This is a genomic window from Flavicella sp., from assembly GCF_029238425.1.
Taxonomy (GTDB): domain Bacteria; phylum Bacteroidota; class Bacteroidia; order Flavobacteriales; family Flavobacteriaceae; genus Flavicella.
In genome coordinates, this window is the sequence record NZ_JAQWGB010000185.1 from 1 (window position 1) to 21,059 (window position 21,059).

Sequence of the window (21,059 nt, forward strand, 5' to 3'; positions counted from 1 at the left end):
CTGCATGTGATTGTTACTACCCAAAATGACAAGAATTTCTTGCCCCTCAGAATTTTTAATCGTTCTGATAAAATTTGAAACGCATTCGTTCGGTTTCGGAACTAATTTAGTGGCACTTTTGTAAGGTTTTTCAACAGAAAAAACAGAGGTAGTAATTTCCTTAACCAACTCTCCTTTCGAAGATAAATAATATATTTTTTTATCAAATCCTCCCGCTACAACATAGGCTTGATTGTTTTTATGAATCACATTCACCGCATACATTGGTGTGATATCCGCCTGGAATTCCCACAACATTTTTCCTTTATGGTCCAAACAATAAACTTTTCCATCAGCATTTGCCAAGACTATTTCATCGTTTCCATCACCCGTAACATCAGAACACCATACATCATGATTCATAAATCCAGACAACTTATTTTCCCATAGTTTCTTCCCTTCATAAGAATATCCTACCATGGTTCCTTCATAGCTAGAACCAACGATCAAAGATTTTGATTTAGTCTGAGCATGTCTAACTTTTAAAATGGTAAGTCCTGTTTCTATACTCAGTATAGCAGGCTTTTTCTTAGCCTCACACTTATTATTTGAAGCCAAAATGCTCAAGGGGATAAATACAAGTAAAAATTTCAATACTATTTTCATGTCTATAATTTTAGTCACCCAAATAAAGTTAAAACTATTTAGCAGAATGTCTCTATACATACACAATTTGTACGTTACAGTTATTAGTAGTTTAGTAGGTGTGCAATATATTAAACCAATAATAACACCTAAATTATAATCTTCACTTGTTTTTACATCGATTCTATGTAAATTTGATTTATCCACCAATCGCTATGAAAAAAAACACCAACCTCTTCCTCTGTCTTTTATTTATTGCATTTTGTTCTGTTGCGCAAAACTCTAAACCAAAAGTAGCTCTTGTACTTAGTGGAGGTGGAGCGAAGGGAATTGCCCATATCCCAACGTTACAAGCAATGGACTCTTTGGGAATTGTACCTGACATTATCATTGGAACGAGTATGAGAAGTGATGTTGGTAGAGGGATGAAACCTAAAGAAAAATTAGACAGTCCTGTTACTGTTGTATTTCAAAGTGCCCAAGGCAATCCCCTTGCCACAAAACCACTATAGAAAAAAGAATAAAAAAAACATTATCCTCTTTCTTGAGGCCTAAAAAACAACTCATCATATATTCATTTTAAAATCTTTATTGTGTATTACTTGAATCCGTCATATTTAATTGACAATACTACTGCAAAAAATATTTTTTTTATTTTTTTTCAAAAAATAGATGTGAAATTTATTATTACTGTTGTAAGCTTGAAGTTAATAAAAAAATGCACATTGTATTTCACAATGTGCATTTATAAATGTAGTTAGTTTTATGTAAACACTTCTATGCTGAAACCGATTTTTAAAACATTCTAATCAAAAACGATTCTTCTAGAAACAATTCCATTTGCTGTTACAATACGAACAATATACACCATAGAGGAATCAAAATAATAATTCAACGACTTCCCGAAATTAAGTTCTTTTTTCACTAGAGTTCTTCCTAAAACATCCAATATTTCTATAGTTCCAGAAGTGCCAATCAACCCAATTCCATGTTTGGTTATTTCATAAAACTTAGAATCCAAAGCACTACCGTTTACACTCAAAATGTCAACATTTTGTTTATCTATTTCATAATCGTCAACATAAAATATTGCTCTATCGGCTCCGTCGTTATTACAAACTAATCTTGCATAGACAGTTCCTCCTCCAACAGCATCAGTTGTAAATTGAGGTGTAGTTACTTCAACCCAATCACTATTTGAAGCATAATCAATATTTATGGTTGCGCCTATTCCTGCTAAAACATCATCAACCCATAATTCTACATAAAAATCTGCTGCAGGAGAACTTGCATCTAATTTCACCCAAATAGAACCTTGGTATATTTTCTCTGCCGCTTCTCTTACATGCTGATAATTTGGATTTTGCTTTAATGTTGATGCAGCTTGTGTGGTCACACATTTGATTGCATTACTACCTGCATGAACAATACTTTGTTCTCTAGCCAAAGTGGACATGCCTGTTTTAGTAAAAACCTGAGTCAAAGAATTCATACTGTTATTTGATAAGAATTCTGTTTCCATATCTCCATTTACGGATAAAGGATTTTGCAACAATTCAACATCATCATAATGAATCGCATCTCCAGAAAGCGGATTCCTAAGTTCTAATTTGACATCAATATCAGCATTCGAAACATAACTAGTATTCATCATTATCTTATGCCAAGAACCTACATCATTAGATCCCCAAACAACTTGCCCTCCTGCTTTTAATTGACTTCCTCCATCATCGGTAATTTTAAGTAAACTCCTATCGTCTAAAACAGTAGGCTTTACATAAACCGTTAGATACGTCTTTAAATCTGCAGTTAAGGTGTAAGTAGCACCCGTTGTTATTTTGGCATTTGGCCCCGTACTTGTTAATAAGGCACCATTGGTACCTGAATTTGCATCACCATCTAATAAGGTTCCCAAATTAACTGTCCAATCTGTGGGAGCAGATGGTTCACCACTAACAGTCTCAAAATCAGAATTCGCAACATTAATTGTTGTTTGGGCAACTGTGGTTAAGGATGTTAAACAAAAAATTTGTAAAAGTTTTCTCATAATAGTATAAATTAAGTTAAAACGACCAAAATACTAGAGGCTAGGAACTCACAAGAAAAAATAGACACAATAATAACTTTACAAATTCAATATTATTTCACAGAAAATTTTGACAGATAATCTTCCGAAACGTAGCTACATAATTTTGTCTATTTATTTTTCTCAATAACGAGTTCCTCAAATTTAAAATCGACAATTTCACTGATTTTATGTCTTCAATATTCCATTCAAAGAAAATAGACAGTAATGTTTTTATTCCACATATTAAACTTCTTTAAATTTTAAAATTCATCAGTAAAAACGAGCTAAAAAGACCTTTCAAAAGCAATTCAAGTCAAAAATAAGAATTGAGCCCCCTACAGTACAGAATGTTAAAAGAAGATGAAAATCTTGAAGAAATTCGATTTTTTGTCTAGATAAAGTCAAGTCATGTTTTCATCTATTTGAGACAAGCTATCAATACATTTGAATTTGAAACTACAAGGATTTAACTAATGAAAAACCAATTTCAAGACATGCAAACTTGAATCTTTGAAACCACTTACTACAAACCAAACTCCATGAAAAACAAAAATTTCATCATTACCTGTTCGTTTATTTTCTTTTCCTTGATAAGCATTACAATTAGTGCTCAATCAGTTATCAATTTTGACACAGCACGATTTATTGATGCCCCTGAAGGAGAAACAACAAATGACGCTATCAAAAGATTGATTATCGCAAACAAAGGAGCCGTCATTGAGTTCAACTCTTTTGAATATGACCTAGGTGGAAAGGTTTTAAACATCCCAAGAAATATAACACTTAAAGGAACTATAAATAACAATACAATAGACCTAACGAAACATGGAGCAGACAATGGCAATATCGCTACAAAATTTATTAATTGCGGTGTTATAAACTTTGCATCCAATGATATTAAAATTGAAAACCTAGCTTTAATTAGAACACCTGGAGCAAAATACAGTGTCTTTCTAAATATGATCCATGGAAGCTATAACAACGTAAATAAAATCGATAAAACAATATATTCGGGAATTGAATTTAACAATGTTATTGTCTCGGGAGGAGGATATCAAGTTAGAACCGGAAATGGTATAGGCGGAAAATTTACGAATGTTTCTTTCATTGAATTCAATACAATTGGATTTTGGTTCGACCGGAAAGGAAACGTCACTTCTCATCCAAAAGTAGAATGGAAAAACTGTACGTTTTCAGTAAAAAACACCCCTGGAGGTACCTCCGCATCAGGTACCAATATTGAATTCAACGACAGAGCTGTGTCATTTGATGGTGGGAACACATCAAACCCAATAGTTTGGGACCACAGTGGGTCAACCATTGAAAGATGTCATTTTATAAACACTGGTTTAGGAGCCTCATCTCGAGGTACGAATGTCATCATAAATGACAATATTTTTGATGACAATGCCGGTATCGTAGACTTCATTCATATAGAAGAATTCTCGAGCAACTTCGCCTTAACAAACAATACGTTTAACAGCATAGGAGATGCTCAAAGTAAAGTGTTGGTTTTTGACAGAGAACTACAAATTGTAAATAACATCACTATCGCGAACAATACAGTTAACGGGGAAATACATTTTTTCCTTTCAGCCTATGCTCCGAACGGTTTGACAATTGAAAATAATGATTTTAGTAATGCTTCTACTCAACTTGGTAGTCCTTTTATAAACCTTAGCTATTACGAAAATGCTATTGATGAACCAATTACTCCGAGAGATCATCCGGATCGTTCAGGAGAGTTTTTCTCCGAAAATATTATTGTAAGAAACAACATTGGATTGGAAAGAGCTGAAACAGGTACCTTTGAAGTAAATCTAAAAGAAGGAAGCACCAACAGCAGTATTGATTTTCCAGCCGCTCGAACAACCATCAACTATATACAAGCCCCTGAACAACTCATTGCAAACGGAACCTATGAAATTGTTCACTTAGAAACAGGTAACAACATCATCCCTACGGGGATCGAAGGAGAACTTATTACATCAAGCACCATAACATCAAGTTCAAATTGGTTGATTGACTTTGTACCTCCTTTCTCATACAACATTCAAAACACTGAAACTTCTAACTATTTAGAATTGGCGGTACCATTCACTGAAAGTAACATTTTTGGAGACCCGAATAGGCTTCCTGAATTATTCCCTTTCTCGAAAAACAATTATAACAGTCTTTCTCTTTCAGCAGTAAATAGGTTACCTTTTTGGAGTGTTCGAAAAACAGGAGATTCCTATGTAATATTTCCAGGAGGTAACGAAATGCAATCTGCAATATCCCTATCAGATAACAATGTTGTTAATATGATTCCTGCAAGGCAAAAAGAAGCAAATTCCGGACGAAGAATTCCGGTTATATTGGATGATAATTCCAAATGGAAATTTAGAGCTATCGATGAGAATTTTGTATCGTGGAACTCCAATCAAAAAAGAGAATTTGAAACTTCAGAAACTACAGAACAAACTATTAGTTACGGAGTTCGAGCAAACAACCAAATATTGATCAATGTGCAATTTGGACTTGCAATAAAAGACATCAATGATGGAACCATCACAGAAACTGCAACACAAACCATCATTGCAACCGCTGTTGACCCACTAACGGACAGTAAAATGTTTAATTTTACGATCCCTAATGATATAACACCTTCAAGTCAATTACCACAGGGTAAAACTTATGTTCTACTGTCAAAACTAACAACAAGGGAATCTGGAACTGAAACAGATCTTTTTTCTAGCATTCACAGTCCTATCACAATTTTCAAGGACATTACAGAAAGTGAAATAACTTGGGACACCAATTCAAATACAAATTTTGTTATTGGTACCACATCAGAACAAACAATTACACATAATGTATTAAACTCTGAAACACCAGAATACACACAATTCGGATTATTCATAGCAAATACAGTAGACAACTCTATTGTAGAGGTCATAAAACCTCAATCTTTTCCTTCAGTCGCACATAATATACTACAAAGGGAAACCAAGACATTCAATTACACCGTTCCGAATGACATTTTTCCCTCTAATGAATTGCCTTCAGGTCAACGTTATTTGATCAGAGTCATCGTTGCTTCAAAAAACGCAGCAGAGGTTAACAAATATGCTGTGGTAAATACTCCTGTAACCGTAATAGAACCAAACAACATCAAGTGGAATAACAAAATCAACAATCAATTTGAGGACGGAGAAACAACAACTCAATCAATAACATACAAACTTCAAGAAACAGATAAGGTAAATTTTATCCAATTTGGATTACTCATTGTAAACGCTACTAACAACAGTTATATCAGTGCTGTACCTCCTCAAAAAGAAGTTACAGGAAACAATGTATTAACTGGAGATACAAGGGATTTTGATTTTACAATTCCTGAAGGCCTCGCTTCATCCGCGAACCTTCCGGTAAATCAAAAATATCAAATTCGTGCAAGAGTTTCTTATAAAGACTCTAATAATGTAGATCATTTTGCACTTGATTTTACAGATGTAACCATTGCGGCGGCAGGTAGTAACTTTATCAAATGGGATACGAATTATGATACTGAATTTGAATTGAACGAAACTAGTTCACAAACAATTTCCTACAGAGTACAGGAAGACGAATCTATCGATTTAATTCAATATGGGCTTATTCTTACCACTAGTTCCAACGGGTATATAAATGCTATCGCACCGGCTCCGAACGTTGTTGGGGACAACACTATAAAAGAAGGAACTCGAACATTTAATTTTTCAGTACCTTCCGAACTCACAACAAGCGAAGACTTGCCCAACAATCAAAAATATCGAATAAGAACTAGAGTAGATGCAAAAGATACTGCAAATAACCCACTGATCATTTTACAATTTACAGATGTAACCATTGTCAAGTCTTCTCTTTCTGTAGATAATCCACAAAGAAAACAAAATTCAATAATAGCTTACCCTAATCCGGTATCTAGACTATTGTTTTTATCAAAAGCAGAAGACTATTTTATTTACAACATGCAAGGTAGAATAGTTTTAGAATCGAATCAAAAAGACGCCATTGATGTATCTCAACTAAAAAACGGCATATACCTAATTGTTGACAAAAATGGCAATCATCTAAAATTTATCAAGAAATAAACAAACAGAATACACAAGAAGACTTAAAACCTAAGTATCAAGCTAGCTAAACAAAACACTTAATGCGTTAAATTTTGTATTTTTAATAGGTATTTGACTAATCTACCTTAAATTGGTCACCTATTCTATATCTATGAAAATTGACAAAAAAATATTCTCCGTATTTTTTCTTTTACTAAGTATCTCAATTGCTACAGCTCAAGAAAAAAAGCCAAAGGTTGCATTAGTTCTAAGTGGAGGTGGAGCGAAGGGAATTGCCCATATCCCAACGTTACAAGCAATGGACTCTTTGGGAATTGTCCCAGATATTATAATCGGAACAAGCATGGGTAGTATTGTTGGCGCCTTATATGCAAGCGGATATTCCGGAGATAGTATTGCAACAGTTTCTAAAACAACAGACTGGACTAAACTTTTTAGTAGTAACATTCCCGTGACTGCTGTTAGTAACGAGGAAAAAAGTGAATACAAAAGATATTTGGTAGAACTGGAATGGGAAGAAGGAAAAGTCAGAAAAAAAACATCCATTATCAGTGATCAAAACATCAATGCTTTTTTTAATGAAATGACATATCCAGTCAATAATATAAAAGATTTTGATAGTCTTCCCATACCTTTCAGAGCTGTTGCAACTGATATTGTAAACGGAAAAGAAATAATTCTTGACCAAGGATCTTTGAGTTTTGCAATGAGATCAAGCATGTCTATTCCTGCCGTGTTTGCCCCTATGGAATATAAAAATGTTCTCTTAGTTGATGGAGGTGTTTTAAATAACTTCCCAACAGATATTGCAAAAAAATGGGGTGCCGATATTATTATTGGAAGTGATGTTGGTGGTGGAATGGAGCCTAAGGAAAAATTGGACAGTCCAGTTACTGTTGTTTTTCAAAGTGCCATGTTAGCAAGTAACCTAAAAGTACCGGAAAACAAAAAACTTTGTGATGTATTGATTGAACACACAAAATACTTGACACATTCTACGGGAAGTTTTGGTAAAAATGTGGAAATTTATGAAGAAGGAAAAATTGCCACCAAAGAAAATATTGACGGTCTTGTAAAAATTGCTGACCGTTTAAAAAACTACAAGCAAATAAAACCCCAATTACCTGAAGTCTCTGACGAAGTATTATTGGACACGATAGTTTATCAAGGAATCAGTGACAAAAACATGCATCTATTCAAGTCAAGAATAAATCTAAGCACAAACGAATCTTATACGCTCAAAGAAATTAAAGCAGCCTCAAATAATGCCCTGGGAACTAATTTATTTGATGCGATCTCTTTTCATATTTTTCGCCATAAAAATGAATCTGGTTTAAGAATAATTGCTAAAGAAAAAACGACACATCTATTTAAAGGGTCGCTTCATTTTGATGATTTTAGGGGAGTCGGTCTATTTTTGAATTATACTGGAAGAAATTTACTTGGTGAATCTTCTAGAATTTTAGCGAGTGTTGATTTATCAAATGATTTTAGATATAGATTGCAATATCAAAAGAACTTTGGTAGAAAAAAAGACTGGTGGTTTCGAGCTGATCTTTACGGCGAAAAACTGGATCAAAAAACTTTCTATATCGGACAATACTCTGGTGATATAAGAAGTGAACACTTGCAATTTGACAACCAAATAAACTTTAATATTGATTCTTTTAGAAATCATGTTGGTCTTGGATTCACTTATGATTGGAACAGGCTAAAGCCAAAAATTGACCCAAGTATCAGTGATAATATTTATAGTTTAGAGCACTATGATTTCAGAAACATCGATATCTATGCCCACTATGTACACAATACATTGGACAAAGTTTTTTATGCCGAAAAAGGAACTTTTTTTAAAGTAAAGTTAAGTACCTCTATCAACAACCATATGATTGCAGAATCGTTAGATGAATTCAATATTCCAAATACCGAAGGAGCGGTAAGTCCATTTACTCGATTTCGATACACCTTTCAACGACGATTTCCAATAAACAAAAAATTAACTGCAATTGTAGCTTTAACCGGAGGACATACCTTTTTCAATGATAATGGTAAAAACATTAGCTATGATAACTTTGGCTATGCAGCCAATTTTTTCCTAGGTGGAAACATTGAGCGTCCACGATTTGATACATACGTTACTCCTGGACTAGAGGAAAATGAATTATCAGCTACACAGTTCAATATGTTAGCCCTTTCTGCACAGTACTCTCCAGTGTCAAGCTTTTACTTTACACCTCATGTAAATATTGCCATTGTTGGCTTTAGTGACTTTAACAAATACCTTGAAGATTTTTACAAGCCTACATCGAATTGGGCAGAACAAAATGAAACTAGTTTACTGACCACCGTTGGACTTACAACATCGTACAACTCGATCATCGGTCCAGTTGACTTTGATATTGCTTGGGCTAATAATATCAGTGGAACTAGATTCTTCCTTGGAATAGGATATCATTTCAACCCATAATTAATAAAAGACTTTAGGAATCGGCACAACTTGGACAATTTCCTTCTAAGGTAAGCTTGGATTTCTTTATCACAAATCCTTTTGTATTACGAACTACAGGAATTTCAACATCTTCTATGCAATAAGTTTCATCGCAACCATTACATATAAAATGTGCATGATTATGAGAATGAGCGTCTGTTGAACATTTACTCTGACACAAGGCATAACGTGTTAGATTGTTTTTATCAGGAACTCGATGAATCAATCCTTTTTTTTCAAATGCATCCAAAGCTCTGTAAACAGTAACCCTATCTGCACTTTCTCCTACTTTGGTTTTTACCTCATCCGCAGTTAAAGAGGAGTTAGAATTATAAAAAGCATGCAACAACTCTTTTCTAAAAGTTGTTTTTCTCAAACCATGCTCCTTTAAAACCAATTCTAAATCCATACAAATATCCTTTATAATGCTTTCAAAAATAATATAAATATTTAATTAAAGCAACATGGTTGCGTTTGTTCTTTTTTTATATATTTGCAACCAAGTTGCGTTAATATAATATTATGTCATCATACTCGTTTAAAAACGATTTTATTGGAGCTTTGGCAGCATTTTTATGCTTGATCCACTGCATTGCTACACCGTTGTTATTTCTGTATGCAAGCAAACTGCATTTGTCAAATACCGCCACAGATTGGTGGCCTATGATGGATATTCTGTTTATTTCATTGTCTTTTTACGCAATTCTTAAAATTAAAACTCAACAAACTCCTAAATGGGTTCAAGTAAGTTTATGGATCAGTTGGCTAGGAATGTGTTTTATCATTTTAAACGAAAAACTTGAAATAATCCCCCTTAAAGAGGAAGTTATTTATATTCCCTCAATCTTTTTAATCCTTTTACACCTCTACAATATTAGATTTTGTAAATGTGCAAATGATGCTTGTTGCGTCTCTAAATAAGTGTTATTCAAACTGAACGTACACCATCAAAAAAATGAAACTCTACTCTTCTCTTTTAATTCTTCTTTTTCAACTGAGTTCTTTATTTGCTCAAGAAGACAATTGTATACATTCTGTAGAGGGTGAAATTTTAGATATTGAAACCAAACAAGCTATTCCTTATGTTACTGTTAGAATAAAAGGCACAGAACGACATACGACAACTGACATTGATGGGAAATTTTTATTCGAAAACTTATGTACTGAAACAAACACGCTGATTATTTCTTGTTTTGGTTATTGCGAAACGGTATGTGAGCACAACCACCAGCATGGTAAATCTCCTCATATCTATTTGACTCAAGAGGTAATGGGTTTAGAAACCGTTTTAATTGAAGCAGAAAACAAAAAAGAAGAAGGAACTGCCTCCATAGCTCAAATCAATTTAAACAAAGCTGAACTTCAATTGAACCCTACACAATCTATGGCAGCAGCATTGTCTGGTGAGCAAGGTATTACTTTTGTTTCTTCTGGTAGCAATGTTCAAATGCCTGTTATACATGGATTGTATGGTAATAGAATATTGGTTTTGAACAACGGAATGAAACACGGATTTCAAAATTGGGGAATAGATCATGCACCTGAAATTGATATTTCTGCAGCACACTCCATTACGGTTATCAAAGGAGCTGCTGGTGTCCGTTTTGGTCCAGAAGCTATTGGTGGAGCAATCAACATCAACCCCAATCCATTACATTTAAACAAAACTACATATGCCAAAATAGGTACCAGCTATCAAAGTAATGGTAAAGGATACAATGCTGGTTTTGAAACAGGAACTGGTTTTGAGAAGTGGAGTTATTTTATCAACGGAAATTATACTAAAATCGGTGATAGACATGCACCCGACTATATGTTAACCAATTCCGGAAAAGAAGAAAAATCATTTGGATTAGGAACACGTTATCATTTGAAAGATTTTGATTTTAAATTATACTACAGTTATATTGATCAAAACCTTGCTTTTCTAAGATCCTCTATTGCAGAAAGTGGAGATGCTTTTGTAAAAGCGATCAATTCTGACAGGCCGTTATTTATAAGACCTTTTTCATATGACATCAATGAACCCAACCAGCTTACAACACATCACTTAGCAAAAGCCGAAATCAATTGGTATTATGCTGATGACGCAAAGCTTACATTGATTGCAGGGAAACAGCTGAACTTAAGAGAGGAATACGATGTAAGAAGAAATGCCGACAAACCTATTATTAATTTAGATTTAACCACCTCTGATTATCAATTAGAATGGAAACACCCAGAGTGGTTGCAATTGGATGGATTCATAGGATTTCAAATTTTTAACCAAGACAACGATAACAATCCCGGTACAGGGACAACTCCCTTCATACCAAACTACAACACAAACAGATTCAGCAGTTTTATAATTGAAAGTAAACGATCTGGTAAAAACACTTTTGAAATAGGACTCCGTTTCGATCATGAAACAAGCGATATACGTGGAAGAGAATCTAACAACGATGTTTTCAAGGACAATTACAGCTTTTCTAACCTATCTACAAGTGTTGGGTTTATTAGAAAAATAAATCACCACAGTACTTTCAGAACTAATATTGGTACCGCCTGGCGTTCACCAAACATGGCCGAATTATATAGTTTTGGACAACATGGCTTTAAAAATAGTTTTGGACTGCTAAGGTATTACACCAATGAAGATGGAGACCTTAAAACAGACAAGGTAATTGCTATGAAAGATTCTAAAGTGAAACCTGAAAAAGGCTATAAATTCGTCAATGAATTCTCCACGCATAACAACAACAATTCGCACCATATTACCCTTTATGGTCATTATATAGAAAACTTTATTTACGATCGTCCATATGGTGTTTATGGAACCATTAGAGGTCCGATGCCTGCTTATATTTATGTGCAATCAGATGCTGTTTTCTTAGGTGCCGATTATAGCTGGAAACATGAATTGACACAACGATTATCAGGGACTTTTGGATTGAGCTATTTATGGTCAAAGAACATCAGTGAAAATGAACCACTGATCAACCAACCACCCACATCTATAAGCTATCAATTGGCATGGAAAAAAGCCAAATTAGGAGTTTTAGAAAACTCAGTAGTTGCCTTGAAGCCTAGTTACACTTTTACACAGTACCAAGCTCCAAGAACAGTTCCCCCAGAAGACCTGATTGATGGGTCAGAAATTATAACCCCTGAAAGCCCAATTTTTGATTTTAAAGATGCTCCGGATGGTTATTTCTTGTTGGATTTATCATGGAATTTCCAATGGAAGGATGTGCAAGCCGGTTTCATTATAAAGAATATTACAAATACAGCTTACAGAGATTACTTAAATGAAATGCGTCTTTTTGCAGACGAGCCGGGAAGAAATTTCCTATTGACACTTAACTACACAATTAATTAATTAATAAATTACTAAAAATGAAAACAATCGAAAATTTAAAAACCTACGGACTAATTGCAATTCTTTTTCTTGGAATTACTTTGACTAGTTGTAACAACGATGATGATGAAATTCCTGATGCAGAAAATCATGAAGAAATCATTACAAATGTAAAACTTATTTTTACACCAACCACAGGAGCCGTTGTTGAAGCAAGAGCACAAGATCCAGACGGTGAAGGTTTAGAAGAGTTGGAAATCTTAGATGAGATTACATTAGCTGCGGATACAGATTACACACTTACTTTTGAAATTATGAATAATTTAGAAGAACCAGGTGAAGATATCGGTAAAGAAATTAATGAGGAAGCTGATGAACACCAAATTTTCTTTGGATTTACTACAGATGCATTTAGTACCCCAACTGGCACAGGAAACATTTCTGGTTCAAGCACTATCAACTATTTAGATTTTGATGAGAATCAAAACCCTTTAGGTCTACAAACTTCTTGGTCTACAGGAACCGGAACTCAAGCGGGTGAGTTTACTGTTCGTTTACAACACCAACCAGATATCAAAGATGATACAACAGGCGCTACAGATGGCGACACTGATTTTGAATTAACATTCGTTTTAAACATTCAATAATCACATCCATTCATATAATAAAAAAAATCCCATTTCTATGAAATGGGATTTTTTTTATTATATGATTATTTTACATTTTTCAACAAAGTACTTTCCATAGATACCAGATTATAAAAGCCTCAATTTAAAATATTTAGACTTTTTACATTTTTTTATTTCCAAGCTGGTTTTTGTTCTAAATTATTGTTGATATTCACCTCTTGTTCAGGATAAGGTAAGGTCAAATGTTTCGCTGGATCAAAACTATCAGAAGCCCTTAGCATTGCCACCTGAATTCCATTTCCAGTATAAGCTGGATCTCCTTTAATCAATGCATCAATTTCCTCTAAAGCATCATCCAATAATTCCCATCTGATCAAATCTTGTTTTCTTAATCCTTCATAGCACAACTCTCTTGATCGTTCGTCAACCAATTCTTCAAAAAATGCTTGCTTTGTAGCGACCTCTGTATCAGAAAGTGTAAATCCCTCCAAGCCTGCTCTCTCTCTAACTTTATTCAGACTTTCCAAAGCTGCTATATTCGGACCATCAATATAATTTGATGCTTCTGCATGCATCAACAAAATATCAGCATATCTAAGAATTGGAAAATTAATTCCTGTATTATTTCTATCTGGATTATTTGTATCCTCCAACAAAACATAGGCATCTGTGCCATCTGAATTCGGTGGCGTTCCGTCTGGTGCAGGCTCCCATCTTCTAAATTTACCTGTCCCATATTGTGCTGACAGTGGCCATGCTTTTATTATTTTACCTGCATTAGTATACTGAACTTCAGGAATATTCCATGCTCTTCTAATATCCTCCATCTCATACAAGTTTTGCATTTTTACAGAAGCACAAACAGCATTGTTCGTTAAGGGATATCCATCTCCAATTACCCCGTATTTAAAAGACAACCCGTTATCTACTCCTATTTTACCATGTGTAGAAACTCCTAAATTTAATAGATTTGCTTGAAAAGTAATTTCAAAAATAGATTCCACCTGATCATATCTATTTTCAATATAACTTAAAAAATGTGACGCATACCCATCCTCCAACACAACTTTCACTTCATTTCCAGAATCTGGATCTGTCACAACCTCAAAACTAGAAGGAATCAAATCATGATTACTTGCCATTACAATTTCACATTCCTCTAAGGCTTTTTGATAATACTGCGTATCTTTTAAAGGATATCCTGCCATTTTCAAATAAACTCGAGCTAAAATACCATGGGCCGCCATTTTATTAGCTCTTCCCGGTGTTACTTCTGCAGCCAAATTCAAGTTTTCCGATGCATAATTCAGATCCTCAATAATCTGAGCATAAATCTCCGTTTGATTTGCCACTTCCATATGATTATCACTCGTCTGTTTCGTAGAAGCTGTTCTCAATGGAACCTCTCCATACCAAGCAAGCAATTGATAATAACAAAACCCTCTTAAAAACCTGGCCTCTGCTAGATACGGGATGTGCTCCTCATTTTCAAAATTCGATGGATCTACACGTTCTAAAATATTGTTTGCTTGATTTACTACGGAGTATAAGTTCAACCATAATCTTTTTACATATTCATCATTTGTAGTATGACGATATAATGGAATTGCATAAGCCTCATTCCAAGTTACGGTATAATAACCTTCATCTGTACCATAATCCATGTACATAAAGGACCTTCCATACACATCATCCGTAGCCAATAAACCATAGGCGCCATTCAAAGCCAATTCCAATTGACTTGTTGTCTTATAAAAATCCTCTATTTTCCATACTGACTCCGGAGTAACATCTAGATCATCAGAACAACCTGTTACCATTGACATACCAATAATCAAAATGGTTAAAAGCAACTTAGAACTCATTTTTTTAATTTTATTTATATCTTCTAATTTCATATTATATGCTTTTACTATTTTAAAACTTTACAACCGCTCCCCAAACGATAGAAATACTTTTCGGATAGGCAGAATAATCTAAATTTGGGGTCAATGCGCCATACCTACCTACAGAAACATCTGGGTCATAACCAGAATAATTAGTCCATGTTACCAAGTTTTGTGCTGATAGATTGAAACGCAAACTCGCAACGCTCATTTTATTACAGAAATATTTTGGAACTGAATAGCCCAAGACAACCGTTTTTAACCTTAAATATGACCCATCTTCAATATACCTATCGCTCATTTGGTTTCCTTGTGGAGCCGCACCTAAAACAGTACCATAACTTGCGGCAGGCACATTTGTATCAGTATTGGTAGGAGTCCATGCATTTGCAATCTCTTGTAAACCGCTAAATTGCTGTGTTGACCATGGATTCCCCATGACAGCTCTATTAGCATTAAACACATCAAAACCAGCAGACCATTCTAAAAGAATCTGTAAATCAAAACCTTTATATTTAAAATTATTTACAAAACCTCCAAAATGTTTTGGATTAGGATTCCCTAATATTATTCTATCCTCAGAATTAACAAGGCCATCCCCATTTTGATCGATAAATTTTGACGCACCAGGTGCCACTACATCCCTACCATTTGTTGGCACTCCATCTTTCAAGGTAAAACTCTGGTTGTCATTTGACCAAATAAAATCATCATTTTGATATACTCCATCTGACTGTAAACCATACATCATTCCTACAGGTTGGCCGACTCTTGTGATATAATGAAACTCATCATGTGTATAATTATATTCCGCATTCGTATATATAGCCTCTTGACCATCATTTAACTTCACTGTTTTATTTTTATTGAATGAAATATTAAAAGAGGAACTCCAACTAAAATTTTTGTTTTGAATATTCTTAGTATTCAAAGTTAACTCCAACCCTGTATTGGTAACCTCACCAATATTTTGTTGTACTTTATCGAATCCAATACTTGGCGCCATATTAGCATTTAACAACAAATCTGTTGTGTTTTTATGATAAGCATCTATGGTTGCATCAATTCTGTTATCCATAAAACCAAAATCCAATCCAATATTAGTTTGAACGGTTGTTTCCCATGTTAGATCAGGTACTCCAAGATTGTTTTGAACTGTTCCTGGTTCATACTCTTGTAATTCTCCCAAAGCATATCCAGACCATTGATTACTTGATACGGTACTATAGGCGGCGAAATCTCCAATTCTGTTGTTTCCCGTAATTCCCCAACCTGCTCTTAATTTTAAATTAGAAACAAAATCCACATCACTCATAAACGCTTCTTCTGCAATTTTCCAGGCCCCAGATACGGATGGAAAATACCCCCATCGATTGTCCTTATTAAACTTTGAAGAACCATCCGCTCTAAAATTTGCAGTAAATAAATACCTCCATTTATAATTGTAATTTATCCTACCAAAATAGGATAACATCGTATTTCTAGAAGCTGATGTTCTGGCCAATTTTGGCGTTTTTGCTAAACTCAAATTATTTATCCCAAAGGAATCATCCACAATATTACTGTTTTGCAACCAAGATGTTTCACTTGATCTTTCAGAAAATTCAACTCCCCCTAGTACCGAATATTTATGTTGTTTAACTCTTTTATCATAAACCAAGGTATTAGATGTGGATAAAACATTGTATTGCGCCTGATTAACATTTCCACTAATCCCTTCGTTTGTTCTAGAACCAACAACTGTTTCCTTTCCATAAAAAGTTGAGGCCTTTCTCATATCCAATTGATAATTCCCCCTTAGATTCAATGTCAAATTTGAATTGAATTTATGTTGCAATGAAGCAATTCCTCTAATTATATTCTGATTGTTATCTCTTTCAATATTTTCCAAGTTTTTCACAGGTGGGAACATTCCATTCTGATTTGGATCTGAAGGATCAAATCCACCTTCTCCGAGTCCATCATCATTTATTGGATCTATGGGTCTAAACCTAACTGCATCCTGAATAATACTAGACCCTCTATTTATTCTTAATTCTGGACCATATCTATCCGAATTTGAAAATTGTAACTGTCCGTTCAAAGTAGTTTTAGACGATAATTTATGGGTAACTCTTAAATTATTATTTACTTTTTTAAACCCAGTTTCAATCAAGGTTCCTTTCTGATCTAAATACTCTCCTGAATAATAAAAAGAAGTCATTTCATTTCCCCCGCTAAAAGAAAGACGGTATCTTTGATATTCACCTGTTTGGAAAATCCTATCTTGCCAATCGTTTCCCTCTACATTTCTGTATAATTCTGGATCTACCCATTTGTTTAAAAATTGTTGCATGGCAGAAGTTTCATAATTCCAATTTCCAATAGCTAAAGCTTGGTGCTCTAAGTATTTCACGTATTCATAGGGAGACAAAACAGTCAATCTAGACTGAATATGTTGTACTCCATATTCCGCTCCTATCGTAATTTCTGATTTACCATCTGTTCTTCCCTTTTTGGTTGTAATTACAATAACACCATTTGCTCCTCTAGAACCATAAATTGCGGTTGCCGAAGCATCTTTTAATATATCAAAACTGTTAATATCATTGGTATTGATACTTGCTGGATCAAAATCTTCGAGAGGAATTCCGTCCACTACATATAACGGTGAATTGTCTCCCGTAATAGAATTCCCACCTCTAATGGTGATATTCAAACCCGCTCCTGGAGTCCCTTCAATAGAAGACAACTGAACCCCAGCAACCCTTCCGGCAAGTGCTTGATCAAAATTAGCCACTGGTGCTATATCTAAATCTTCTGTTTTTACTGAAGCAATAGCTCCCGTTAAATCCTTTTTAAGAGCCGTTCCATATCCCACGACAACTACTTCATCCAAAGCAGAAACGTTAGTTTTCATTACAACATTTACCACTTTTTCCTCTTCAATAGATACTTCAACATCCTTCATTCCCATCATTGAAAAAACCAAACTTGTAACACCCTGAGGCACTTCCAAAACATAATTTCCGTCAAAATCACTTACCGTACCTTTTGTCATTCCCTTTATTACAACAGAAACCCCCGGTAATGGATAATTTTCATCGTCTTTAATGGTTCCTGTAATTGTATTTTGCGCATACCCCGAAAAACAAAGCAGCAAAAACAATATTGAACTGTATATATATATTTTCATAATTGATATCTTCTATTAATTCTTATTTTTCTACCGCTTTATAATTCACATCAGATATCCAAGTATTGCTAGCACTACCTGAAACTCCAGTTATGGTACCAGTAAAGTTAGACTTGTACTTAAACGCTAGGGTAAAATTCTCCCATTCTTTATAAGGTTCTAGATCTATCACACTTTTTATCCATTTATTCTGATTGTCATTATTGATGTCTTTTCTCATATCTGGATCTGGTCCGGTCTGATCTCCAGGATATGGTGTTCCTACAACCCCGTCTCCCTCATTATTTATATAGCATTTCACTAAATGATTAATTTGCTCCCATTCTGTTTCATCCACATTACCCGTAAAATCATTTGTTATATACACCTCAATTTCTATAGGTGTTTGCCCAGTTTCCATATAAGCCAACCATTCATAATTTATCCAATACGTTGCAGTAATATCAAACCCTAATTTATAAGGATTTAAATCTTGCTCATTCATTACTACCCAATTCTCATGAGCCACACTTGGCCCCCACGAATTTCTCATCACAATAGCCTTATTCCCAGAAACATCTTCTGGTCTTTCTCCCGCAGCAATTGCCGGTGGATTGTTCCTTTGCCAAACTTTCCAATCGGGCATGGTAGCCGCATTTGTCACATACCACCTCAATCCACTTGCAGCATTATTACTCGCCATGGACGGATAGAAGAAATTAAACACTGCTTTCTCTATCGGATAAGGCTCATTAGAAATAACAATTTTCAAAAAACCATCGCCAAAAGTAACCACCTCTTCAGATATGTTGCTGATGACAGATACTTCTGGATATATTTCTTCTGGTTCCGTAACTGTATATCCATCTTTTATTTGAATTACACCTGAATTTCCATCAATGGTTAATTTATCTTCATCAGATGCCAACTCATAACGTACATCAGGATTTCCATCAATTAGAATAGGCTCTGTCGTTCCCATGCCAGATCCCACGATAAGATTCTGACCAAAAGGAATATAAACCAAATTCGAAGCCAATTCAGGTCCTACTTTCATATGAAATGCATCTTTAAAGGAAGACAGCATTTTATTTCCATTTACAAAAGTAAAAGCATCAATATCAAAATAGTAATCCCCTAAGCCAAACATATTATTGTCTGCCACAGAGATAATTCCAGCTCTTTCAGAGTTAATATATTTTTTCTCATATATATAATCCTCTCCATCCGGCACTTCTACCAATACTTCAACAACTCCTTCTTCAGGATTTTCGATAGAGACACTATTCAAATAATCATCACTTAACATTGTCCCATCGGATTTTCTTCCGCCTTTTATTTCATAATAAACTGGCAGTCCTTCAGACGAGACACTTGGCAAACCAGATTCTGAACTTTTGTATTCTCTAACCCCTGAAATAGGATTGTAAGCTAATTGTGTTGGTGCTACTTGAAAATCTAACGGTCGGTCTTCACTAAAAGAACTATTTTCCTTACAGCTGACGACTAGAATCAATGCAACAACAAAAAATTTTAGTTGGGTTTTAAATTTCATTGTATTTAATGGTTAAGTTTAACATCTGACTTCTACATATATTTAGAATGTCTATTGTAAAATTATATTTTCCTTAACTTCAATCACCAGTAACCATTACCCTATATGTTTCAAAAATTAACAATTCAAAACTAGAAGTCCCTATTTAATGAAGTCCATTCAGATAATTAATGAGTACTGAAGGATAGTTGAAACACTTTAGTAATTAAAATTTGTTTTGATATTTGTATATCTATTTATAAATTTAATTGAATTTACCCATGAAAAATATGATTCCAACGAACATTTTTAAGGAGAGACAATCCATCTTACTCAAATCACTATTTTTAAGTCTTGTTTTATTTTGTCAGACAGTAATTTTTGGGCAAAACAAATCAGATGTGGCTTCTATATCACTAGATGGTGATTGGGAGATCATTTTTGATGATTTAGATGAAGGAGTTAAAAACAAATGGATTCTTAGTGAAAACTTCGACAAACATGAGGCAGTTAAAAAAATCCAAGTCCCGAGTTGTTGGGAAGAAATAGAAAAAAACTATGAAGGTGTTGGAATCTACAAAACTACATTTGATATTCCTGAAAACTGGGAAGATCGTATCATAGAATTAAATTTTGAAGCCTCTAATTATAAAACAGAAATTTGGGTCAATGACCAGGTGGTAGGTTTTCATGAAGGTGGATATACTCCTTTTTCGTTTCGTATTGACAAACTGATTAAAGCAGGAAAAGAAAATACTCTGATCGCAAGAGTTGTCAGTCCAATCATTTTGACAGACAAATATATCGATGGATTAGGACGTCAAGAAGTTCCTATGTGGAGAGGAGCTATTACGGGAGGAATTTGGCAATCTGTTTCTATTAATTCTAAAGGTAAAGTTGGATTGCAAGATGTTTTCATACAACCAAACATCCAAAACAATACCGCTTCATTTTCAATTGAATTAGAAAATACTATTACTAATAATGAACAAGTAAAATTACAGCTAGAAATCATAACTAAGGACAACAATCGTGTTGTCAAAAAAACAGAAAACATATGGCTTGCTCCCGGTAAAAAACTAGTTACTTATAATATACCTATTAAAAATGCTAAATTATGGTCTATAGAATCTCCTTACTTATATCAGGCCAAAGTAACTATAGAAACTAGTGGAATCGTTTCTGATACATGGTCACATAAATTTGGAATGAGGGAATTTTCAGTGAGCAATAATCAGTTTA

The 21,059-nt window shown here is 34.3% G+C and carries 13 protein-coding genes; 7 read left to right on the forward strand and 6 right to left on the reverse strand.

All coding sequences use genetic code 11. From position 1 onward, the window contains the following. Positions 1–645, reverse strand: a 645-nt coding sequence (locus P8H68_RS12515) for a PQQ-binding-like beta-propeller repeat protein (RefSeq protein WP_300325727.1), incomplete at its 3' end; no start/stop codon positions are given. Positions 646–839: 194 nt separating this feature from the next. Between P8H68_RS12515 and P8H68_RS12520 the strand changes: the two genes are divergently transcribed. Continuing rightward, complete coding sequence (locus P8H68_RS12520; protein ID WP_366144946.1) at positions 840–1,136, forward strand: patatin-like phospholipase family protein; 297 nt, start codon at positions 840–842, stop codon at positions 1,134–1,136. A 293-nt stretch (positions 1,137–1,429) separates the two neighbouring features. On the opposite strand, the gene P8H68_RS12525 is transcribed toward P8H68_RS12520, so the two are convergent. Then, positions 1,430–2,671 (reverse strand): T9SS type A sorting domain-containing protein, encoded by a 1,242-nt coding sequence (locus P8H68_RS12525; protein WP_300325730.1) that lies wholly within the window; start codon positions 2,669–2,671, stop codon positions 1,430–1,432. Positions 2,672–3,231: 560 nt separating this feature from the next. Here P8H68_RS12525 and P8H68_RS12530 point away from each other — a divergent pair. Then, positions 3,232–6,807 carry a T9SS type A sorting domain-containing protein gene (locus P8H68_RS12530; RefSeq protein ID WP_300325733.1) on the forward strand — a complete coding sequence of 1,192 codons (3,576 nt, stop codon included), beginning with the start codon at positions 3,232–3,234 and terminating at the stop codon, positions 6,805–6,807. 133 nt (positions 6,808–6,940) lie between these two features. Continuing rightward, positions 6,941–9,256: a patatin-like phospholipase family protein gene (locus tag P8H68_RS12535; protein WP_300325736.1), complete on the forward strand. Its 2,316-nt coding sequence runs from the start codon at positions 6,941–6,943 to the stop codon at positions 9,254–9,256. A gap of 13 nt (positions 9,257–9,269) precedes the next feature. Here the strand turns inward: P8H68_RS12535 and P8H68_RS12540 are convergent, their stop codons facing one another. Next, positions 9,270–9,686: a Fur family transcriptional regulator gene (locus P8H68_RS12540; RefSeq protein WP_300325739.1), complete on the reverse strand. Its 417-nt coding sequence runs from the start codon at positions 9,684–9,686 to the stop codon at positions 9,270–9,272. A 113-nt stretch (positions 9,687–9,799) separates the two neighbouring features. Between P8H68_RS12540 and P8H68_RS12545 the strand changes: the two genes are divergently transcribed. From P8H68_RS12545 to P8H68_RS12555, 3 genes are read left to right on the forward strand one after another with little or no spacing between them, the layout of a single operon-like run. Further along, complete coding sequence (locus P8H68_RS12545; protein ID WP_300325742.1) at positions 9,800–10,198, forward strand: MerC domain-containing protein; 399 nt, start codon at positions 9,800–9,802, stop codon at positions 10,196–10,198. A gap of 34 nt (positions 10,199–10,232) precedes the next feature. Continuing rightward, the gene (locus tag P8H68_RS12550) at positions 10,233–12,635 is read left to right on the forward strand and encodes a TonB-dependent receptor (RefSeq protein ID WP_300325745.1); all 2,403 of its coding nucleotides are present in this window, start codon (positions 10,233–10,235) and stop codon (positions 12,633–12,635) included. 17 nt (positions 12,636–12,652) lie between these two features. Next, entirely contained in the window at positions 12,653–13,261 is a 609-nt protein-coding gene (locus P8H68_RS12555; RefSeq protein ID WP_300325748.1) for a GTP cyclohydrolase, read from the forward strand. A 152-nt stretch (positions 13,262–13,413) separates the two neighbouring features. Here the strand turns inward: P8H68_RS12555 and P8H68_RS12560 are convergent, their stop codons facing one another. The 3 genes from P8H68_RS12560 to P8H68_RS12570 are packed head-to-tail and all read right to left on the reverse strand — an operon-like array spanning position 13,414 to position 19,838. After that, complete coding sequence (locus tag P8H68_RS12560) at positions 13,414–15,141, reverse strand: RagB/SusD family nutrient uptake outer membrane protein (RefSeq protein ID WP_300325751.1); 1,728 nt, start codon at positions 15,139–15,141, stop codon at positions 13,414–13,416. Positions 15,142–15,160: 19 nt separating this feature from the next. Then, positions 15,161–18,304 carry a TonB-dependent receptor gene (locus P8H68_RS12565; protein ID WP_300325754.1) on the reverse strand — a complete coding sequence of 1,048 codons (3,144 nt, stop codon included), beginning with the start codon at positions 18,302–18,304 and terminating at the stop codon, positions 15,161–15,163. Between the two features lie 22 nt (positions 18,305–18,326). After that, positions 18,327–19,838, reverse strand: a complete 1,512-nt coding sequence (locus tag P8H68_RS12570; RefSeq protein WP_300325757.1) for a hypothetical protein — start codon at positions 19,836–19,838, stop codon at positions 18,327–18,329. A gap of 269 nt (positions 19,839–20,107) precedes the next feature. Between P8H68_RS12570 and P8H68_RS12575 the strand changes: the two genes are divergently transcribed. Further along, the coding region (locus tag P8H68_RS12575; RefSeq protein WP_300325760.1) for a sugar-binding domain-containing protein at positions 20,108–21,059 on the forward strand (952 nt) is incomplete at its 3' end.